This window comes from Amycolatopsis sp. NPDC102522 (assembly GCF_055584485.1).
The window spans coordinates 20,959-38,327 of the sequence record NZ_JBVJLY010000016.1; the positions used below are offsets into that span (position 1 = coordinate 20,959).

Sequence of the window (17,369 nt, forward strand, 5' to 3'; positions counted from 1 at the left end):
ACCTTTCGGGCGGCCGGTACGTTGGCTGTCCATGGGAGACGCGCGGGAGTGGGTGGAGCGGCCGCTGGTCGGCACCGAGACGGTGACGCCGGAAGACTGGTTCGCGAAAGGCAAGGCACTGCGGGACAAGGTGCCGTCGTCCGCGCACGATCACGCGGCGGCGGGCGACGGCCGTCCCGACGTGGCGGAGTTCTTCGCGCGGACCAACGAAGGCCGCCTGCCGGAGCTGGTGGAGCTGCGGCGTGAGCGCATGCTCGCGTCGCCGTTCACCTTCTTCCGCGGGGCCGCCGGGCTGATGGCCGCCGATCTCGCGGGCTCCCCGGTGTCCGGGCTGACGACGCAGCTGTGCGGGGACGCGCACGCCGCGAATTTCGGGCTGTACGGCACGCCCGAAGGCCGGATCGTCATGGACATCAACGACTTCGACGAATCCGTGCCGGGCCCGTGGGAGTGGGACCTCAAACGGCTCGCCGCGAGTCTCGTGCTGGCCGGACGCGAGGGCGGCATCGGCGAATCGGGCTGCCGTGAGGCCGCCGAAGACGCGGCGAAGTCCTACCGGCGCACCATCCGGGGGCTCGCGGAACTGCCGTTCCTGCGGTCGTGGAACGCGCTGCCGGACGCGTCGGTGCTGAGCAAGGTCCGCGCGCACGACCTGATCGACGACTTCGAGGAAGCGGCCGAGAAGGCGCGGAAGAACACCAGCGCCAAGGTCACCGCGAAGTGGACCCGGCGGATCGACGACCGCGAGACCGGCCTCGAACGGCACCGGTTCGTCGAAGACCCGCCGGTGCTCACGCACATCGACGACGCGACGGCGGAAGCCGTCATCACCGGACTGATGTCCTATGTGGACACCCTGCGAGAGTCGCGGCGGACGCTGATCTCGCGCTACCGGGTGTCCGACGTGGCCTTCCGGGTGGTCGGCACCGGCAGCGTCGGGCTGCGCAGTTACGTCGCGCTGCTGCACGGAAACAGCGGCGAAGACCTTGTACTGCAGGTGAAACAGGCCAATCCGTCGGCGCTCGCGCCGTTCCTCGGCCTGGCCGCGCCGGAGCACGAAGGCCGCCGGATCGTCGAAGGCGCTCGGCTCGTCCAGGCCGAGACGGACATCCTGCTCGGCTGGACCACCATCGACGGCGTGCCGTACATCGTGCGGCAGTTCCGGAACCTCAAGGGCGACATCGATCCGGCGGAGCTGAAGAAGGACCACCTCGACGACTACGGCCGTCTGGCGGGCGCGCTGCTGGCGCGGGCGCACGCACGGTCGCTGCATCCGCAGATGCTCGCGGGGTACTTCGAGGACGACGAAGACCTCGACGAGGCGATCGGGGCGTACGCGGTGCGGTACGCGGATCAGACCGAAGCGGACCACGAGGCCTTCGCCGCCCTCTGACGCCCCGTCGGTGATCACGTAATCTCGCCGGATGAGCGGAAGAGCGCCGTACGGGCTGGTCGCGGTGACTTGCGCGGTGATCATGGTCGTACTCGGGATGCTGGTGTCGGGCACGAGCGTTTCCGGCCCCGACGAGCTCGCCGTCAAGTGGGTGGAGCGCGCCTTCGGCTCCGACACCGGCCTTCTGCAGCTGCTCGTGCTGCCGACCGAGGCCTACGTCCTCATCCCGGTCGCGGCGGTGACCGTCGCCCTCTGCCTGGCCGCACGGCGCAAGCCCGAAGCGGCCCTGACCGTCGCGGGCCCGCTCGTCGCGATCCTCGCGAACACCTGGGTGCTCAAACCGCTCTTCGACCGCTGGAAGTACACCTACCTCGCCTACCCCAGCGGGCATACCGTCGCGCTGGTCGCGGTGCTGACCGTGCTCGTCCTGCTGGTCCGCCCCGGGGTCGCGACGGCCGTCATCTCGGTCGTGGGCGCGGTGGTGCTCGCCGGGGTCACGATCGGCATGATCGGCCTCGGCTACCACTACCTGACCGACGTCGTGGGCGGCACGCTGTTCGCCATCGCGACCGTGTGCGCGACGTGGGAGCTGCTCAGCTGGGCTGCACGGCGTCGCGCGCCAGTGCCGTCAGACGGCTGACAGCGCGCAGGTACTTCTTGCGGTAGCCGCCGTTCACCATCTCCTCGGTGAACAGCAGCGGCACCGGATCGCCCGAGACCACCAGCGGGATCGCGCGATCGTAGAGCCGGTCGGCGAAGGCGACCATCCGCAGTCCGACGTTCTGGTCGGGCACCGGGTGGATGTCGCGCAGATGCACCCGGGTCACGCCGTCGAGAAGCCGGCCGTAGCGCGAAGGGTGCAGCCCGCCGAGGTGGTCGCACAACGCGTCGAAGTCGTCCACAGTGGACTCGGGGTGTGCGGCGGCGGAGGCTTCCAGCTCCTCCGGGCTCGCGGGCGGCGGCGCGTCCGGCAGGCCGCGGTGACGGTAGTCCGGGCCGTCGACCCGGCAGACGCCGAACTTGGCGGACAGCGACTGGATCTCGCGCAGGAAGTCCGCGGCGGCGAACCGGCCCTCGCCGAGTTTGTCCGGCAGCGTGTTGGAGGTCGCCGCCACGAAGACCCCGGCCGAGATGAGCTCCTGCAGCAGGCGGGTGACGAGCATGGTGTCGCCGGGGTCGTCGAGTTCGAACTCGTCGATCGCCAGGAACCGGTGTTCGGAAAGCCGCCGGACCGCCTCGGCGAAGCCCAGGGCGCCGACGAGGTGGGTCAGCTCCACGAACGTCCCGTACGCCTTGGGCGACGGCGTCTCGTGCCATGTCGACGCGAGCAGGTGCGTCTTGCCGACGCCGAAACCGCCGTCGAGGTAGAGCCCGCTCGGCCCGGACGGCGTCTCGTCCCCGCCGCCGAACAGCGCGCGCAGCTTCGACTTCGGCTTCCGGTTCGCGGCCTCCGCCACGCGCTTCGCGAACGCGCCGCAGCCGACGACGGCCTCGGCCTGGCTCGGCTCGTCCGGATTGGGCACGTAGGTGGAGAACCGGACCGCGTCGAACCGGGGCGGCGGGACGAGCGCGGTGATCAGCTCGTCCGCGGACAGCTCCGGACGGCGATCGATCAGGCGGGCGGGCATGCGCCGAGAGTAACGGCACCGGCGTCACCCGTTCACCCTCCCTGACCGGGCGTATCCCCCGCTCAGCGGTGCTGCCGGGCCCATGCTGGGATGGTCGTGTGCAGCTTTTGTGGCCAACGACACCGGCGGATCCCGTCTCCGACACCGACCTCGAACGGCTCTACGGGTATCCGGAAGGCCTGACCCGTCCCTGGGTCCAGGTCAACTTCGTCAGTTCCGCCGACGGCGCCGTGGCGGTCGACGAGCTGTCCGAAGGGCTTTCGCACCCCGCCGACAAGCGGATCTTCCTGGCGGGACGGCTGCTGTCCGACGTGATCCTGGTCGGCGCCGGTACCGCCCGGGCCGAGGGCTACCGCGGCGCGCGGATCACTCCGGGACGCGCCGCCCGCCGGGTCGCGCTCGGGCTGTCCGAGGTCCCGCCGATCGCGGTGGTGACCCGTTCCGGTGAACTCGACCCCGCGGGCCCGTTGTTCACCGACACCAAGGTCCCGCCGATCGTCATCACCACCGAGAAGGCGCCGCGGGCCGCGCTGGAACGCGCGGGGGCGGAGGTGCTCGTCGCGGGGACCGACGACGTCGACCTCCACCGGGCGCTCGAACTGCTGGGTGAACGAGGGCTGCGGCGCGTCGACTGCGAGGGCGGGCCCGCGCTGTTCGCCGACCTGATCGCGGCAGACCTCGTCGACCAGCTGTGCCTGACCGTCGCCCCGCTGCTGGCGGGCGCGGGCGAGCGCCGGATCGCCCACGGCCGCCCGTCCCCGGAACCCCGGCGGATGGACCTCGCGTCCGTGCTCTTCGAGGACGGCTTCACCATGCTTCGCTACCGCCGCCGGGAGGGCGGGTGAGCGAGCCGGCGCCGGTTCCGGACGAGGAGCTGGCGGCCAGGGCCGCCGCCGGGGACCACGGTGCCTTCGACACCTTGGTGCGGCGGCACACGGCCAGGATGTACCGCGTGGCGCTGCGGATCACCGGCAGCGCGGCGGAAGCCGAGGACGTCGTCCAGGAGGCCTGGCTCTCCGCGTGGCGCGCGCTGCCCGGGTTCCGGTTCGAGTCCGCGGTGTCCACCTGGCTCTACCGGGTGACGACGAACGGCGCGCTCGGCCAGGTCCGGCGCCGGAAACCGACCGTGCCGCTCGACGAGGGCGACGCGGGTGTCGTGCCTGGTCCGGAGGGGCACGTGGTGAGCGCCGAGCAGGTCGGCACGGTGCTGCGAGCGATCTCGGAACTCGACGTCGGCCAGCGGATCCCGCTGATTCTGCGAGAATTCGAAGGGTTGACCTACGACGAGGTGGCCGAGGTGCTGGAGGTCAGCGTGCCCGCTTTACGCGCCCGCCTGCACCGCGCGAGGGTGGCGCTGCTGGCGAAACTCGGCGACAACTTCCGACCCGGGGAACGGTGATGAGCGAGGATCCGCGCGACGACCCCCGGTGGGAGCAAGTACGCGCCGCCGCGAGCCGTCCGGTGCCGACTCCGCCCGGGCTCGTCGAACGCGTGCTCCGCTCGGTCGGCGGCGTCCGCGGACGGCACACCACAGCCCCGCTCGACCTGCCCTCGGCAGGCGGGAAGACCCAGGTGTCGGAACGGGCGCTGGTGCTCATGACCAGGAAGCTCGTCGCCGAGATCGGCCGCGAGCTCGGCGGGGTCCACGTCTCGGCCGTCGCCCTCGAAGACGACGTGCTCCAGGTGCTGGTGACGATCCGGTTCGGCGTCGAAGCGGGGGTCGCGGAGCTGGTGCGGCACCGGGTCGGCGTGGCGTTGGCGGGACAGCTCGGGTCGGCGCCGCCGGCGATCAACGTCCACGTCGTCGACGTGCATCCCGACTGAGCCCCGGTCCGGTCGCGATCGCTACTTTCGCCCTGGGGGCAGCAGCTGCGCGTGAAGGCCCCCTTCACGGTGGGCCCAAGTACGTGAAGGACCCCTTCATTGCGCTAGACGCAGTGAAGGGGTCCTTCACGTACCTCAGGCAGTCAAAGCGGCGGTGAGGCGTGGGTCGGGGTGGGGGGGGGGGGGGGGGGGGGGGGGGGGGGGGGGGGGGGGGCGCGCCCCCCCCCCCCCCCCACCCCCCCCCCCCCCCCCCCCCCCCCCCCCCGACCCGGGCGGCGGGTGAGTTGGGAGGGGTGGTGCGGTTCCGGACGCGGCGTGGCGCGGAGCTGCCCGCTCGGTCGTCGGTCCGGGGCGGGGTGAGCTCGCGACGGTGGAGGATTTGGGGCATTCAACGTCCCGAATCCTCCACCGTCGATCCCGGGGGTTGTTAGCGCGAATTGCTGCTCACGACTCCTTGATCCAGGCGGCGGGTGAGCTGGGCGCGGTCTGTGGGGCCCGTCGTCGGTGTGGCTGTCGGGCTCTTCGTGTTCAGTAGCGGGTCCAGGGATTGGGTGGGATGGAGGATTTGGGACGTTGCGTGTCCTGATTCCTTCACCGTCGATCCGGGCGTCCGCTGGGATGTGCGGGTCAGCGGTAGGGAGGCAAAGACCGGTCGCCACTTGACCTGGTGCTGTCCGTGGGCACGCCGAAGGGCCCGTCGCCGTGTTGGCTGGCGGGCTCCTCGGGTCATGCGGGGGTTCAGGCGCGCTGGAGGGTGTTGCGCCGGGTTCTTCGTAACGGATCCAGATACTGGGGAGGGATGAACTCCGGTAACCCGTCGGCGGCCATCCGGACTTCCCAGTCACCGTGGTGGATCAGCCGGTGGTGAAAACCGCACACCAGCACCAAGTTGCGGAGGTCTGTGGGTCCGCCGTCTGCCCAGTGATGAATATGGTGGGCGTGACAGTTCTTGGGCCGTCGATGACAGCCCGGGAACGCGCAGCCCCGGTCCCGGATGTTCAACGCCCGTCGCTGGCCGGGGGTGACGAACCGTCGTAGGCGTCCCACATCCAGGGGCTCACCGGTCGCGTTGAGCACGACGGGGAGCATGAGGCAGTCGCAGGCGGCCATCCGTGCTTCGCGGGCGGTCATGGTCCCGACGAAGTCGAGGCAGGCCTTCCCGATCCCGGACTTGAGCTCCTCCAGGCCGATGGTGACGTGCACCAAAGTCCGGTATCCGCTGGTGCCGGGCTGGTCCGGGCAGGCGATCGCGAGGTCGAGGAGTTCGGCCCAGGCGTCACCCAGGCGTTCGCATTTCATGCGCAGGTCGGCTTGCCCGAACTCGTCCACCGGACGCGGTGTCGCGTACGCCTCCAGGGCGGCCGCGGTCCGGGCGCCCAGTTCGTCGTCGAGCAGCCCGGTGAGTTTCCAGAACCCGTCCCGGCGGCGTTGAAGGGTGACTTCCCGGCGTGGCTGTTTGGGTTCGGGTTCTTTCGGTTCGTTCCCGTCGGGGTCGAGCCAGCCGAGGATGTCCTCCTCGGCCTTCGCCAGTTGCCGGGGGCCCGCGTCCCGGGCCAGGTCGGCCAGGATCTTCTCCGCGCTCTGACGGTCCTCTGTCGAGGTGTCGGCTGGGATCCTTTTCAGGATCTCCAGGATCTGCTCGATACGGTGCTCACCGATCGCACCGTCAGCAGCTGCGGCACCTGTGGCGGGAGCGACAGGCGGGACCTCGGTGCCGTCCAACGCGCGGGTCGGGTTCACCGCGATCGCCCGCTTCACGATCGGGCCCGCCTCACCCCGCGACAACCGTGCTACATCAGCGAACCACGCCGCCGTCGACCCATACCCATACAAGTCTTTGACGCCCCGAGACTCCACTTCCGCCAAGTACTGCCCCAACCCGGCGGACGCGACACGCATCACCTGCAGGAACTGCTGCACGCCATGCGCAAGCTCCAGCTTGCCGGCGCGCCACAGCTCCTGCGGCAACTCGGGAAGAACAGTCTCGGACACCCCTCCATAATACGCCACTTCAGTCGAACATGTGTTCGTAATTTTAAGTGACAATGAAGCGGCGAATCTAATGCTGAAGAGTGAATTCGCCCGAGTGCTGCGTCTCAATGTGAACGGCGCTAGTGGCCAATCCGGCGGTCAGGCCGCAATTAGGCGACTAATTGCGAGAACGTCGAAGTGTGGCGACCTCTTCCCGCAGCGAAACGACAGCCTCGGCGAGATCCACTGGGTCGACCGTCGCGGCCCAGTCCCGGATGAGTCCGGACCGCAAGCGGACGACCTCTTTCTCCGCATCGCGCACGATCGCCGCTTGGGTGTACTCCTGCGCGTCGACGGCCGCTTCCTTGCGTCGCCGGTGCTCGGCGATCTGCGCGCTGAGCAGGTCGATCTCGAGCGGTGGATCGGCGGGGCCGCGGACAGGGGTGGTGAGATCGGGCCCGCCCCAGGCGGCGTTCTCGTCGAGCAGAGGAGCCCAGATCCGGGCAAGGGCTTCCCGTGTCAGCTCCTCCGTCACGCCGTGTTCGGCCAGGATGCGAGCCGGCCCGCCTCCGGGCGACAGCAACGCGGCGATCATCTCGGTGAACCCGTCATGCCGCAGCACCTCGCGGACTTCGGCGGTGACCGCGAACCCCGACTCGGTGCCTGCGGCGACGTCGGAAGCAGGTGTTTTCTCCAGTTGCCAGACGAGGACATCGCGAGAAATCCCCAAGACGCCAGGAAGTGCGTACCCGACGCCATCATCCAAAACGGCGAGCAGAAGCTCCTCCCCGCCGATCCGATCGCGTCCCAGTCGGACCGCGTGGGCGTGCGCCCGCGCCAGCAGGCTCATGCTGTCCACTCCGAAGATTCACCGATCCGCGGGAAAGGGGCGGTGGAGAAGATGATCTCCACCGCCACCTCGAAGAATCCCGCGATCCGCAGCGCCAGGTAGAGGCTCGGGCTGTACTCGCCGCGTTCGAGGTAGCCGATGGTCTGGTAGTGCACGCCCAGCGCATCGGCGAGCTCGCGGCGGGAGATGCCCCGTTCCGCCCGCAGCATCGCGATCCGGTTGTAAACGACCTCGCTCATGAACTAGCCAATTCGCTGCATCGCCTTATCCCGTCGTGCCGCCACCGAGGACCCGGATTCGCGGCGCGCCATGCGCCGCAGGACCACCGGGGCCAGTGTCAATCCGATCACGGCCCATGCGGTCAGGACACCGAGGGTCTCCCATGGTCGCCAGGAGTGCCCGATCTCGATCATCACCGTCGAGTCCGGCAGCAGCGCCGAGCGCATGCCGAGGCCGAGCCAGTACATCGGGAACACCTGGCCGATGCCTTGCAGCCACTCCGGCAGCGCGGTGATCGGGTAGAAGATCCCGGAGATCGCGCCGATGCCCAGCGTCGGCAGCATGATCAGCCCGATGCTGCGCGCGTTGGTGGTCAGCGAGCCGAAGATCGCGCCGAGCGGCATGGTGGCGAGCAGGCCGAGCACCAGCACCCACAGCAGGCCCAGCCAGGACGTCAGCCCGCCCGGAGCGATGCCGTCGAACAGGATGAGGCTCGGGATCAGCACCAGCAGCATCCCGATGACCGTGTTGAGGGATACCGTGACGACCTTGCCGACGAGGTAGCCGACCATGCCGTTCGGGGTCGCCTTGGCGCGCAGGAGGGTGCCGTCCTCGCGTTCGACGGCGAGGACGCCCGCCATGCCGAGCATGCCGCTGAACACGATCGACGCGCCCAGCACGCTCGGCACGGTGGCGGCGCCGAGTGAGAACTCCATGCCCGGCAGTTTCGCGTCGCGCATGAAGAACATGACGACGATGAAGATCGCCGGGAAGAGGAAGGTGTTGAACAGGTCTTCGCGGTTGGTCATCATCTGGCGGGCTTCTAGCCAGCCCCGTCGGATGCCCAACCGGACACTGTGCTGAACCGCGTTCATCACGCACTCACCTCCGCGAGCGGGGATTCCGCCTGGCGCACCAGGGTCATGTACGTGTCCTCGAGCGACGCCCGCCGGACCTCCAGGTCGCCGATGGCGTCCCCGTGCTGCTTGAACAGTTCGTGCACGTACTTCGTCGATTCCGTCGTCGAGTGCACGAACCGCTGACCGTCCAGCGTCCAGCGCACCTCGGCCTCGCCGGCGATCTGCCTGCTCAGCGCGTCGGCCGAACCGTCGGCCGCGATCCGGCCGTGGTTCAGGATCAGGATCCGGTCGGCCAGTTTCTCGGCCTCGTCGAGGTCGTGCGTGGTGAGCAGGATCGTCGTGTCGTCGTCATCGGTCAGCCGGTGCACGAGTTCGTGGAACTCGCGCCGCGCCTCCGGGTCCAGTCCGGCTGTCGGCTCGTCGAGGAACAGCAGTTCCGGGCGGCCGACGATGCCGATCGCGACGTCGAGGCGGCGCCGCTGCCCGCCCGACAGCATCCGGACCCGCTTGTCCGCGTGCGCGGTCAGCCCGACCGCGGCGATCAGGTCGTCCGGATCCCACGGCCGCCTGATGCGGTCGGTGGAGTACGGCGCGTAGTAGCCGCCCAGGTGCTCCAGCAGTTCCCGCACCCGCCATTTCGCGTGGTCGCGCCAGGACTGGAGGACGACCCCCAGCCGCGCCCTCCAGTCCTCGTCCGCGTGCGCCGGATCGATGCCCAGCACGCTGACCTCGCCCTCCGACCGAATCCGGAAGCCTTCGAGGATCTCGATCGTCGTGGTCTTGCCCGCCCCGTTCGGCCCCAGCAGGCAGATCACCTCGCCCCGGTGCGCGGTGAAGTCCACGCCGTGGAGGACGTCGTTCGTCCCGTACCGCATCCGTAGACCTTGGACGGAGATCATCACATCGTGTGGATCTCTCATAGGTCACCCCCATCTCAGTGCTGCGATCGAATGTAGCACATCTACTACATTCGATCCGATGATTACTCTCCTCGAAGTGGGCCATCTACAGTGAGCGCATGTCCACGAGCGCACGTGTCCGAGCCGACGCGTGCCCCGGTGTTTTCGCCACGCACGACGCCGCCGACGGTCCGCTCGCCCGGGTCCGGCTGCCCGGCGGCGCCATCACCGCGGACCGGTTCAGGGCTCTCGCGGACGCAGCCGACGACCTCGGCGACGGCGCTCTCCATCTCACTTCGCGTGGCAACGTCCAGCTTCGCGGCGTCACCCGTCCAGGCCTCGCGACCAGGCTTTCAGCGGCGGGACTCCTGCCTTCGCCGTCACACGAACGTGTCCGCAACATCCTCGCCTCGCCTCTGAGCGACGTCGCCCAGGAACTCGCCCCCGCGCTCGACGCGGCCCTGTGCGCCGTCCCCGAACTGGCCGGACTCCCGGGGCGCTTCCTCTTCGCTCTCGACTGCGGCCAAGGCGACGTCGCGGGAGAAGGCGCCGACGTCTGCTGGCGTGACGGCGCGGTGCTGCTCGCCGGCGACGACACCGGCCTGCGCGTCAGCGCGGAGCACGCCGTCGACGCGCTGATCTCGGTCGCGCGCGCGTTCCTCCGGATCAGGGGAACGGTCTGGCGCGTCAGCGAACTCTCCGACACGGAACCGCTGGTCAGCGGCATTCCGGGACAACGAACCGAGCCCGAGGTCTTCGCCACGAGGCCGGGCTTGCCCATCGGGCCGATCGGCGAAGCGATCGTCGTCGCCCCGGTCTTCGGCCGCCTGACCTCGGCCCAAGCGCGAGCGATCGCGAAAGCCGGGGACGCCGTGGTCACCCCGTGGCGGTCGATCCTGGTTCGCGGCCACCTGGAGGCGGGTACGGGGCTGGTCGCCGATCCGGCCGCGCCGTCGCTCGGGATCAGCGCCTGCATCGGACGGCCGGGCTGCGCGAAGTCGCTCGCCGACGTCCGGGCCGACGCGGCGCGGGTCGGCCGGGCCCCGAGAGCCCATTTCGCCGGTTGTGAACGACGATGCGGGAAACCCGCGCACGAGCACGTCGACGTGCTCGCGACCGAGGACGGATATCTGGTCGACGGGGCGTTCGTCCCGGTCGGCGAGCTAGCGGAGACGTTGGCGACGTTGGCGCAGAAAGGAACACAGTGATCGACTACATCCGGGACGGGGCCGAGATCTACCGGCATTCGTTCGCCACCATCCGCGAGGAGGCGGATCTCGCGATCCTCCCCGACGACGTCGCGGTGCTGGCCGTGCGGATGATCCACGCCTGCGGGATGGTCGACCTGGTCGACGACCTCCGCTACAGCCTGGACGTCGTGGAGTCCGGTCGCGCGGCCCTCGAAGCGGGCGCGCCGATCCTCTGCGACGCCAACATGATCGCCTCCGGCGTGACCCGCAAACGTTTGCCTTCGGCCAACGAGGTGCTGTGCACGCTGTCCGATCCGAAGGTGCCGGGGCTGGCCGAGCGGATGGGCACCACCCGTTCCGCGGCCGCGCTGGAACTCTGGCGCGACAAGCTGCCCGGTTCCGTGGTGGCGATCGGCAACGCGCCCACCGCGTTGTTCCGCCTGCTGGAACTGCTCGACGAGGGTGTCGGCGCCCCGGCGGCGATCATCGGTGTCCCGGTGGGTTTCGTCGGCGCCGCCGAGTCCAAAGTGGAGCTCGTCGAGCAGGCACCCGCGCCGTATCTGGTGGTGCACGGACGCCGTGGCGGCAGCGCGATGGCCGTCGCCGCGATCAACGCGATGGCGAGTGAGGTCGAATGAGCGGGCCCGGGAAACTCTGGGGTGTCGGGCTCGGGCCCGGTGACCCCGAACTGATGACGGTCAAGGCCGCGCGACTGATCGGCGAGGCCGACGTCGTCGCCTATCACAGCGCGCGGCACGGCCGGAGCATCGCGCGTTCGGTCGCCGAGCCGTACCTGCGGGAGGGGCAGCTCGAAGAGAAGCTGGTCTACCCGGTCACGACCGAGACCACCGACCACCCCGGCGGCTACGAAGGCGCCATCGCCGACTTCTACGAGCTGAGCGCGAAGCGGCTCGCCGAACACCTCGACGCCGGACATGACGTGGTCGTGCTCTGCGAAGGCGACCCGTTCTTCTACGGCTCCTACATGTACATGCACGAACGGCTCGCCGACCGCTACGAGGCGACCGTGGTGCCCGGCGTGACGTCGGTCAGCGCCGCGTCGTCGGTGCTCGGGCGGCCGCTGGTGCAGCGCGACGAGGTCCTCACCATCCTGCCCGGCACGCTGCCCGCGCCGGAGCTCGCGCGACGCCTGGCCGACACACAGGCCGCGGCGGTGCTCAAACTCGGCCGCACGTTCGGCAACGTCCGTGAGGCGCTGGCCGAGGCCGGGAAGCTGGACGACGCCTTCTACATCGAACGCGCGACCTGGCAGACGCAGCGCGTCGAGCCGTTGGCCGACGTCGACCCGGACTCGGTGCCGTACTTCTCGCTGGCGCTGCTGCCCAGCCCGGCGTACGCGTCCAGGCTCGCCGACGAACCCGAAGCCGCCCAGAAGCCGGAAACGCGTACTGGCGGCGAAGTCGTGGTCGTCGGCCTCGGCCCGGCGGGCCCTGGCTGGCTGACGCCCGAAGCGACCGAGGAGCTGGCCGCGGCGGAGCACATCGTCGGCTACGGCCCGTACGTCGCGCGGGTTCCGCAGCGCGCGGGCCAGCAGCGGCACGCGTCGGGCAACCGCGTCGAGGCCGAACGCGCCGTCGAGGCGCTGGAACTGGCCGCGAACGGCGCCAAGGTCGCGGTCGTGTCTTCGGGTGATCCCGGCGTGTTCGCGATGGCGTCGGCGGTGCTGGAGCAGGTCGCCGCCGGGCACGGCGCGGGCACGCGGGTGCGGATCGTGCCGGGGGTGACCGCCGCGCAGGCGGCCGCGTCCCGGGTCGGCGCGCCGCTGGGCCACGACTACTGCGTGCTTTCGCTGTCCGACAGGCTCAAGCCGTGGGAGATCATCGAACGACGGCTCGACGCGGCGGGCGCGGCGGATCTCGTGCTCGCGCTGTACAACCCGGCGTCCCGCACCCGGACCACGCAGCTCGCGCAGGCTCGCGAAGTCCTGCTGCGGCACCGCGCGCCGGAGACACCGGTGGTCGTCGCGCGTGACGTCGGCGGGCCGGAGGAGGACATCCGCGTCGTCACCCTCGGCACGCTGGAGCCGTCGGAAGTGGACATGCGCTGCCTGCTGATCGTGGGTTCGTCGAAGACCCGCGCCGAGAACGGGGTGGTCTGGACGCCGCGCACCTACGAGTGACGGCCGAGCCCGGCGTTGCGCGCCTGGCCGAGCAGCACTTCCCGGTCGTCCGTGCCGACCTTGGCGTGGATCGACGAGACGACGTTGCGCACGGTCTTGGGCGCGACTCCCAGCTGTCGAGCCACCTGCGCGATCACCAGTCCGCCCGCCAGGAGGTCGAGCACCTCGTGCTCGCGTGAGGTCAGCCGGGGGAACACCCGGATCGGCTGGGACGCGGCCAGCAGGCCGTAAAGCCGGTCCGCGGCGCGCTCGCCGAAGACGACCGCGCCCGCCGCCACCCCGCGGATGAACCGGACCAGGTCGTCGTGGCCGGCGGTCCGGGACAGTACGCCGCGAGCGCCCGCGAGCATCGCGGCGACCACGAGTTCCCCGTCGCCGGGCGGGGTCAGCACGAGCACGGCGGTTCCCGGTACGCGGGAAGACACTTCGCGCGTGATGGCGAGCCCGTCGAGCGCGGGTGGGTGAACGGACAGGACCAGGACGTCCGGGCGCAGCGTGGTGGCGTACCAGACCGCTTCGCGTTCGTCGGGGGTATGAGCGACCACCTCCAGCTCCGGGGACACGGGCGGCTCGGGGACACCGGCGAAGACCACGCTCACCACTGGGGTTCGAATCGGCACGCCATCGGTTGTAGCGCAGAACTTTTGTACAGTGTCCGGCCGTTTTCGGTGAACAATGTCCATTCGATAACGCTTCGACGATCAGGGGGCCTGGTGCCGAGACGTGAGCGCCCGCTGGGACCGGGCGACGACGTCGTCGTGAGGTTCGCGGCGGATCTTCGCCTGCTCCGGGAAACGGCCGGCGGGCCGACGTACCGCGAGCTTTCGACCCGCGCGGGGTACTCGGCGGCCGCGTTGTCCGAGGCGGCGGGCGGCCGGAAACTGCCGGGGCTCGCGGTGACGGTCGCGTACGTCACCGCGTGCGGTGGAGACGTCCAGGCGTGGGAGGAACGCTGGCGCGCTGTCGCCGCGGGGCTCGCCGCGGCTTCGGGCGAACGTGACGACAGTGAGGCCGCTGAACTCCCGTACCTGGGACTGGCCGCGTTCCAGACGGCCGACGCCGCCCGGTTCTTCGGCCGCGAGCGCCTGGTCGCCGAGCTGACCGGCAAGCTCGGCCAGCGACGGCTCGTCGGAGTCTTCGGCGCTTCGGGCTCGGGGAAGTCGTCCGTCCTGCGGGCCGGGCTGGCGGCGGCGAGCGAACGCCCTGTCGTCCTTCGCACGCCCGGGGCGCATCCCGTCGAAGAGGATCTCGACGCCGAGGGACGGCTGCTGATCGTCGACCAGTTCGAGGAGGTCTACACCCTCTGCCGGGACCAGGCCGAACAGGAGAAGTTCGTCGACACGCTGCTCGCGCTCACCCGCGACGAGCACGGGACCCGGGTCGTCCTCGGCGTCCGCGCGGACTTCTACGGTCACCTCTGCCGTCACGCCGGGCTGGTCGAGGCGCTCACCGACGCGCAGGTGATGGTCGGCCCGATGACCGCGGACGAACTCCGGACCGCGATCGTCGAACCCGCCGTCCGCGCGGGCTGCCGGGTCGAGGCCGCGCTGGTCACGACGCTCGTCGCCGACGCCACCGGCCAGCCCGCGATGCTCCCGCTCGTCTCGCACGCGCTGCTGGAGACCTGGCGGCGGCGCCAGGGGATCACGCTGACCAGCGCCGCGTACGAGGCGGCGGGCGGGATCCTGAACGCGATCGCGCAGACCGCGGAAGCCGTCTACACGGATCTGGAGCCGGACAGACAGAGCGTCGTCCGGCAGATCTTCCTTCGGCTGACCGCGCTCGGCGAAGGCACCGAAGACACGAAGCGGCGTCTCAATCGGCGCGAACTCGACGACGATCCGGCGACCACGGAGGTCCTCGAACGACTCGCCGACGCACGCCTGCTCGTCCTCGACCGCGACGGCGTCGAGATCGCCCACGAGGCCCTGATCCGCAGCTGGCCCCGGCTGCGCGACTGGCTCGCGGAGGACCGCGAAGGGCACCGCCTGCATCGTCAGCTGGCCGAGGCGACCGAGCTGTGGGAGTCGCTGGATCGCGACAAGGGCAGCCTCTATCGCGGCACACGGCTGGGTCTCGCGGCCGAATGGGCGGCCAGGGAACCGGACGCGCTGAGCACGCGTGAGCGGAAGTTCCTGCGCGCCGGGCTCGACGCCGAAGCCGAGGAGACCGCCGCCGGCCGCAAGCGGACCAGGAGGCTGCGAAGACTCGTCGCGCTCCTTCACGTGTTGCTGGTGCTGGCGGTGGCGGCCGGTGTGTACGCCGTCGATGCCAGGAACACCGCGACCGACGAACGGAACGTCGCGCTCGCGCGCAAGGCCGTCGTCGACGCGAAGACGTTGCGGGAGTCGAATCCGGCGCTGTCGACGCAGCTCAGCCTCGCCGCGTACCGGCTCGCGCCGATCCAGGAGACCCACGACGGCCTGCTCGCGTCCATGGCGGCGCCGTTCGCCACCCGGATGCCCTTCGACCCCGGCGACGTCACCGTCGTGCTGAGCGGGCAGCTCATGATCACCGCAGACTCCTACCGGTCGACGCGGGTGTGGTCCATCGCCGATTCGCGGCAGCCGGTGCTGCTGTCGACGCTGCCCGGTTCGGAGGAGGTCCGCGGGCCGCTCGCGTTCAGCCGGGACGGACGGGCGCTGGCGACTGTCACCCGGGATCACCGGATCCGGCTCTGGGACCTGACCGATCCGCGGCATCCGGTGCGGAAGGCGGACGTCACCGGGCACCGGGACGTCCTGCTCTCCCTCGACTTCAGCCCCGACGGCCGTGTCCTCGTCACCGGCTCCGTGGATCACACCGTCCGGCTCGCCGACGTCGGCGACCTCGGCGCGCCGAAACCGCTCGGAGTGATCCGGGCCGAGCAGCTCGAACGCGCCGTGTTCAGCCCGGACGGCAAGCTGCTCGCGGTCACGAACACGAACTGGACGGCGGAACTCTGGGACGTCACCACGCCGTCCGCGCCGCTGAAGCGGTCCGTCCTTTCCGGACACCAGGACCTGCAGCTCACCCCGTCGTGGAGCCCGGACGGCAAACGGCTGCTCACCACCAGCTGGGACCGCACGGCGAAGCTCTGGGACGTCGCGGATCCGGCGGCGCCGCGCCGGCTCACGACGTTGACCACGCCCGCCGTGGTCTGGGCGGCCGGGTTCAGCCCGAGCGGCAGGCTCGTGGTGACCGCGGGCGACGACCAGTCCGTCCGGCTCTGGGACGTCACGGGACCGGCGAAGGAACTGCCGCCGCTGTCCGGGCACACGAACTCCATCTGGTGGGCGGCGTTCTCCCCGGACGGCAAGACCATCGTGTCCACCAGCGCCGACCGCACCGTCCGGCTGCAGGACGTCGGCGAGCTGGCGCTGGCTTCGAGCGCGGGCTGGAACGTGGGCACCTTCACCGAACAGGGCCGGATCCTCGTCACCTCGGGCGACGACGTGCGGCTCTGGGCGATGGACGACCTTCGCGCCCCGAGACAGCTCGCGAAACTCCTCGGCCCGGCCACCGTCACCGCCGTCGCGCTGAGCCCGGACAGGCGAAGTCTCGCGCTGGCGGCGCACGACGGTGCCGGTGTCGGCGGGAAGTTCGTGCTCCAGCGCTGGGACATCAGTGATCCGACGGCGCCGAAACTGACGGCGTCGACCACGGTCTGGCCGACGTACTCGCTCGCGTTCAGCCCGGACGGGAAGACCTTCGCCTCCGGCCACGACGACGGGCCGATCCAGCTCTGGGACGTCGGCGATCCCACGCGGTTCGCCGAGCCGCGGGTCCTGCCTGTCGGCGATGGCACCGTCTGGTCGCTCGCGTTCACCCCCGACGGGCGGACGCTCGTGGCCGGTCAAGGCCCCGACTCGTCCGCGGTGACCTTGTGGGACGTCGCCGACCCTCACCGCCCGGGCCTCGTCTCGACGCTGCGGCCCGACGGCGGCACGTTGTTCAAGATGGCGCTCAGCCCCGACGGCCGCACGGTCGCCGCGGGCAGCAGCGACCGGAACGTCTACCTCTGGGACATCGCCGATCGCGCGCACGCTGTGCGGCTGGCGAAACTGGGCGGCAATCCCGAGGGCGTCGGGCCGCTCGCGTTCGGCCCGACAGGCAAGGAACTGGCGGCCTCGGCGTTCCGGACGGTGCGCGTCTGGGACTTGACCGATCCGCGGAATCCGGTCGAATCGGCGCAGCTCACCGGCTTCGCCGCGACGGTCAACTCGCTGGCGTACCGGGACGACGGGCATACGCTCGCGATCGGGAGCAGTGGCGTGCAGCTGTGGCAGACGGACACCGCGCGAGTGGGCGAGGAGATCTGCAGATTGGCGACGCCGAGGATCACCAGGGAAGAGTGGGAGAGGTACTTTCCGGGGCTCGACTACGCGCCACCGTGCGGATGAGTAACTCCCTCCG

The 17,369-nt window shown here is 70.4% G+C and carries 16 protein-coding genes; 9 read left to right on the top strand and 7 right to left on the bottom strand.

Going from position 1 to position 17,369, the window contains the following annotated elements; all coding sequences use genetic code 11:
- Positions 1–31 precede the first annotated feature (31 nt).
- Together ACZ6YV_RS30185 and ACZ6YV_RS30190 are read left to right on the top strand one after the other, a co-directional pair.
- Complete coding sequence (locus ACZ6YV_RS30185; RefSeq protein WP_465512827.1) at positions 32–1,393, top strand: DUF2252 domain-containing protein; 1,362 nt, start codon at positions 32–34, stop codon at positions 1,391–1,393.
- A gap of 31 nt (positions 1,394–1,424) precedes the next feature.
- Positions 1,425–2,033 carry a phosphatase PAP2 family protein gene (locus ACZ6YV_RS30190; RefSeq protein ID WP_465512828.1) on the top strand — a complete coding sequence of 203 codons (609 nt, stop codon included), beginning with the start codon at positions 1,425–1,427 and terminating at the stop codon, positions 2,031–2,033.
- Here ACZ6YV_RS30190 and zapE read toward each other — a convergent pair.
- Positions 1,987–3,021, bottom strand: coding sequence for a cell division protein ZapE (gene zapE, locus ACZ6YV_RS30195; RefSeq protein ID WP_465512829.1), 1,035 nt, complete (start codon positions 3,019–3,021; stop codon positions 1,987–1,989). The two genes, ACZ6YV_RS30190 and zapE, sit on opposite strands and share 47 nt — an antisense overlap.
- 98 nt (positions 3,022–3,119) lie before the next feature.
- Here zapE and ACZ6YV_RS30200 point away from each other — a divergent pair, with 98 nt between their 5' ends.
- The 3 genes from ACZ6YV_RS30200 to ACZ6YV_RS30210 are packed head-to-tail and all read left to right on the top strand — an operon-like array spanning position 3,120 to position 4,845.
- Positions 3,120–3,866, top strand: a complete 747-nt coding sequence (locus tag ACZ6YV_RS30200; RefSeq protein ID WP_465512830.1) for a pyrimidine reductase family protein — start codon at positions 3,120–3,122, stop codon at positions 3,864–3,866.
- The gene (locus ACZ6YV_RS30205; RefSeq protein WP_465512831.1) at positions 3,863–4,420 is read left to right on the top strand and encodes an RNA polymerase sigma factor; all 558 of its coding nucleotides are present in this window, start codon (positions 3,863–3,865) and stop codon (positions 4,418–4,420) included. The genes ACZ6YV_RS30200 and ACZ6YV_RS30205 overlap by 4 nt, the downstream gene beginning before the upstream one ends.
- Entirely contained in the window at positions 4,420–4,845 is a 426-nt protein-coding gene (locus tag ACZ6YV_RS30210; RefSeq protein WP_465512832.1) for a hypothetical protein, read from the top strand. Before ACZ6YV_RS30205 ends, ACZ6YV_RS30210 begins: the two co-directional genes overlap by 1 nt.
- Before the next feature lie 738 nt (positions 4,846–5,583).
- Here ACZ6YV_RS30210 and ACZ6YV_RS30215 read toward each other — a convergent pair.
- The 5 genes from ACZ6YV_RS30215 to ACZ6YV_RS30235 all read right to left on the bottom strand — a co-directional run bounded on the left by ACZ6YV_RS30215 (position 5,584) and on the right by ACZ6YV_RS30235 (position 9,665).
- The gene (locus ACZ6YV_RS30215; RefSeq protein ID WP_465512833.1) at positions 5,584–6,837 is read right to left on the bottom strand and encodes an HNH endonuclease signature motif containing protein; all 1,254 of its coding nucleotides are present in this window, start codon (positions 6,835–6,837) and stop codon (positions 5,584–5,586) included.
- Between the two features lie 157 nt (positions 6,838–6,994).
- Positions 6,995–7,666: a hypothetical protein gene (locus ACZ6YV_RS30220; protein ID WP_465512834.1), complete on the bottom strand. Its 672-nt coding sequence runs from the start codon at positions 7,664–7,666 to the stop codon at positions 6,995–6,997.
- A complete protein-coding gene (locus ACZ6YV_RS30225; protein WP_465512835.1) occupies positions 7,663–7,905 on the bottom strand; it encodes a helix-turn-helix transcriptional regulator in 243 nt (80 codons plus the stop codon). Before ACZ6YV_RS30225 ends, ACZ6YV_RS30220 begins: the two co-directional genes overlap by 4 nt.
- Positions 7,906–7,908: 3 nt before the next feature.
- A complete protein-coding gene (locus ACZ6YV_RS30230) occupies positions 7,909–8,760 on the bottom strand; it encodes an ABC transporter permease (RefSeq protein ID WP_465512836.1) in 852 nt (283 codons plus the stop codon).
- Complete coding sequence (locus ACZ6YV_RS30235; RefSeq protein WP_465512837.1) at positions 8,760–9,665, bottom strand: ABC transporter ATP-binding protein; 906 nt, start codon at positions 9,663–9,665, stop codon at positions 8,760–8,762. The genes ACZ6YV_RS30230 and ACZ6YV_RS30235 overlap by 1 nt, the downstream gene beginning before the upstream one ends.
- Before the next feature lie 98 nt (positions 9,666–9,763).
- Between ACZ6YV_RS30235 and ACZ6YV_RS30240 the strand changes: the two genes are divergently transcribed.
- Genes ACZ6YV_RS30240 through ACZ6YV_RS30250 form a run of 3 tightly spaced genes read left to right on the top strand, consistent with a single transcriptional unit; the run spans position 9,764 to position 12,974 of the window.
- On the top strand, positions 9,764–10,852 hold the full coding sequence (locus ACZ6YV_RS30240) for a precorrin-3B synthase (RefSeq protein WP_465512838.1): 1,089 nt from the start codon (positions 9,764–9,766) through the stop codon (positions 10,850–10,852).
- Complete coding sequence (locus ACZ6YV_RS30245) at positions 10,849–11,472, top strand: precorrin-8X methylmutase (protein ID WP_378241590.1); 624 nt, start codon at positions 10,849–10,851, stop codon at positions 11,470–11,472. The genes ACZ6YV_RS30240 and ACZ6YV_RS30245 overlap by 4 nt, the downstream gene beginning before the upstream one ends.
- Positions 11,469–12,974 carry a precorrin-2 C(20)-methyltransferase gene (locus ACZ6YV_RS30250; protein ID WP_465512839.1) on the top strand — a complete coding sequence of 502 codons (1,506 nt, stop codon included), beginning with the start codon at positions 11,469–11,471 and terminating at the stop codon, positions 12,972–12,974. Before ACZ6YV_RS30245 ends, ACZ6YV_RS30250 begins: the two co-directional genes overlap by 4 nt.
- On the opposite strand, the gene ACZ6YV_RS30255 is transcribed toward ACZ6YV_RS30250, so the two are convergent.
- Positions 12,965–13,594 (bottom strand): LuxR C-terminal-related transcriptional regulator, encoded by a 630-nt coding sequence (locus ACZ6YV_RS30255; RefSeq protein ID WP_465512840.1) that lies wholly within the window; start codon positions 13,592–13,594, stop codon positions 12,965–12,967. The two genes, ACZ6YV_RS30250 and ACZ6YV_RS30255, sit on opposite strands and share 10 nt — an antisense overlap.
- A 93-nt stretch (positions 13,595–13,687) precedes the next feature.
- Here ACZ6YV_RS30255 and ACZ6YV_RS30260 point away from each other — a divergent pair, with 93 nt between their 5' ends.
- A complete protein-coding gene (locus tag ACZ6YV_RS30260) occupies positions 13,688–17,356 on the top strand; it encodes a WD40 repeat domain-containing protein (protein WP_465512841.1) in 3,669 nt (1,222 codons plus the stop codon).
- Positions 17,357–17,369: the final 13 nt, after the last annotated feature.

Excerpts from the sequence above, each read along its gene's own strand:
- ACZ6YV_RS30185 (WP_465512827.1), top strand. The coding sequence starts at position 32 with ATGGGAGACGCGCGGGAGTGGGTGGAGCGGCCGCTGGTCGGCACCGAG.
- ACZ6YV_RS30190 (WP_465512828.1), top strand. The coding sequence starts at position 1,425 with ATGAGCGGAAGAGCGCCGTACGGGCTGGTCGCGGTGACTTGCGCGGTG.
- zapE (WP_465512829.1), bottom strand. The coding sequence starts at position 3,021 with ATGCCCGCCCGCCTGATCGATCGCCGTCCGGAGCTGTCCGCGGACGAG.
- ACZ6YV_RS30210 (WP_465512832.1), top strand. The coding sequence starts at position 4,420 with ATGAGCGAGGATCCGCGCGACGACCCCCGGTGGGAGCAAGTACGCGCC.
- ACZ6YV_RS30220 (WP_465512834.1), bottom strand. The coding sequence starts at position 7,666 with ATGAGCCTGCTGGCGCGGGCGCACGCCCACGCGGTCCGACTGGGACGC.
- ACZ6YV_RS30225 (WP_465512835.1), bottom strand. The coding sequence starts at position 7,905 with ATGAGCGAGGTCGTTTACAACCGGATCGCGATGCTGCGGGCGGAACGG.
- ACZ6YV_RS30230 (WP_465512836.1), bottom strand. The coding sequence starts at position 8,760 with ATGAACGCGGTTCAGCACAGTGTCCGGTTGGGCATCCGACGGGGCTGG.
- ACZ6YV_RS30235 (WP_465512837.1), bottom strand. The coding sequence starts at position 9,665 with ATGAGAGATCCACACGATGTGATGATCTCCGTCCAAGGTCTACGGATG.
- ACZ6YV_RS30240 (WP_465512838.1), top strand. The coding sequence starts at position 9,764 with ATGTCCACGAGCGCACGTGTCCGAGCCGACGCGTGCCCCGGTGTTTTC.
- ACZ6YV_RS30250 (WP_465512839.1), top strand. The coding sequence starts at position 11,469 with ATGAGCGGGCCCGGGAAACTCTGGGGTGTCGGGCTCGGGCCCGGTGAC.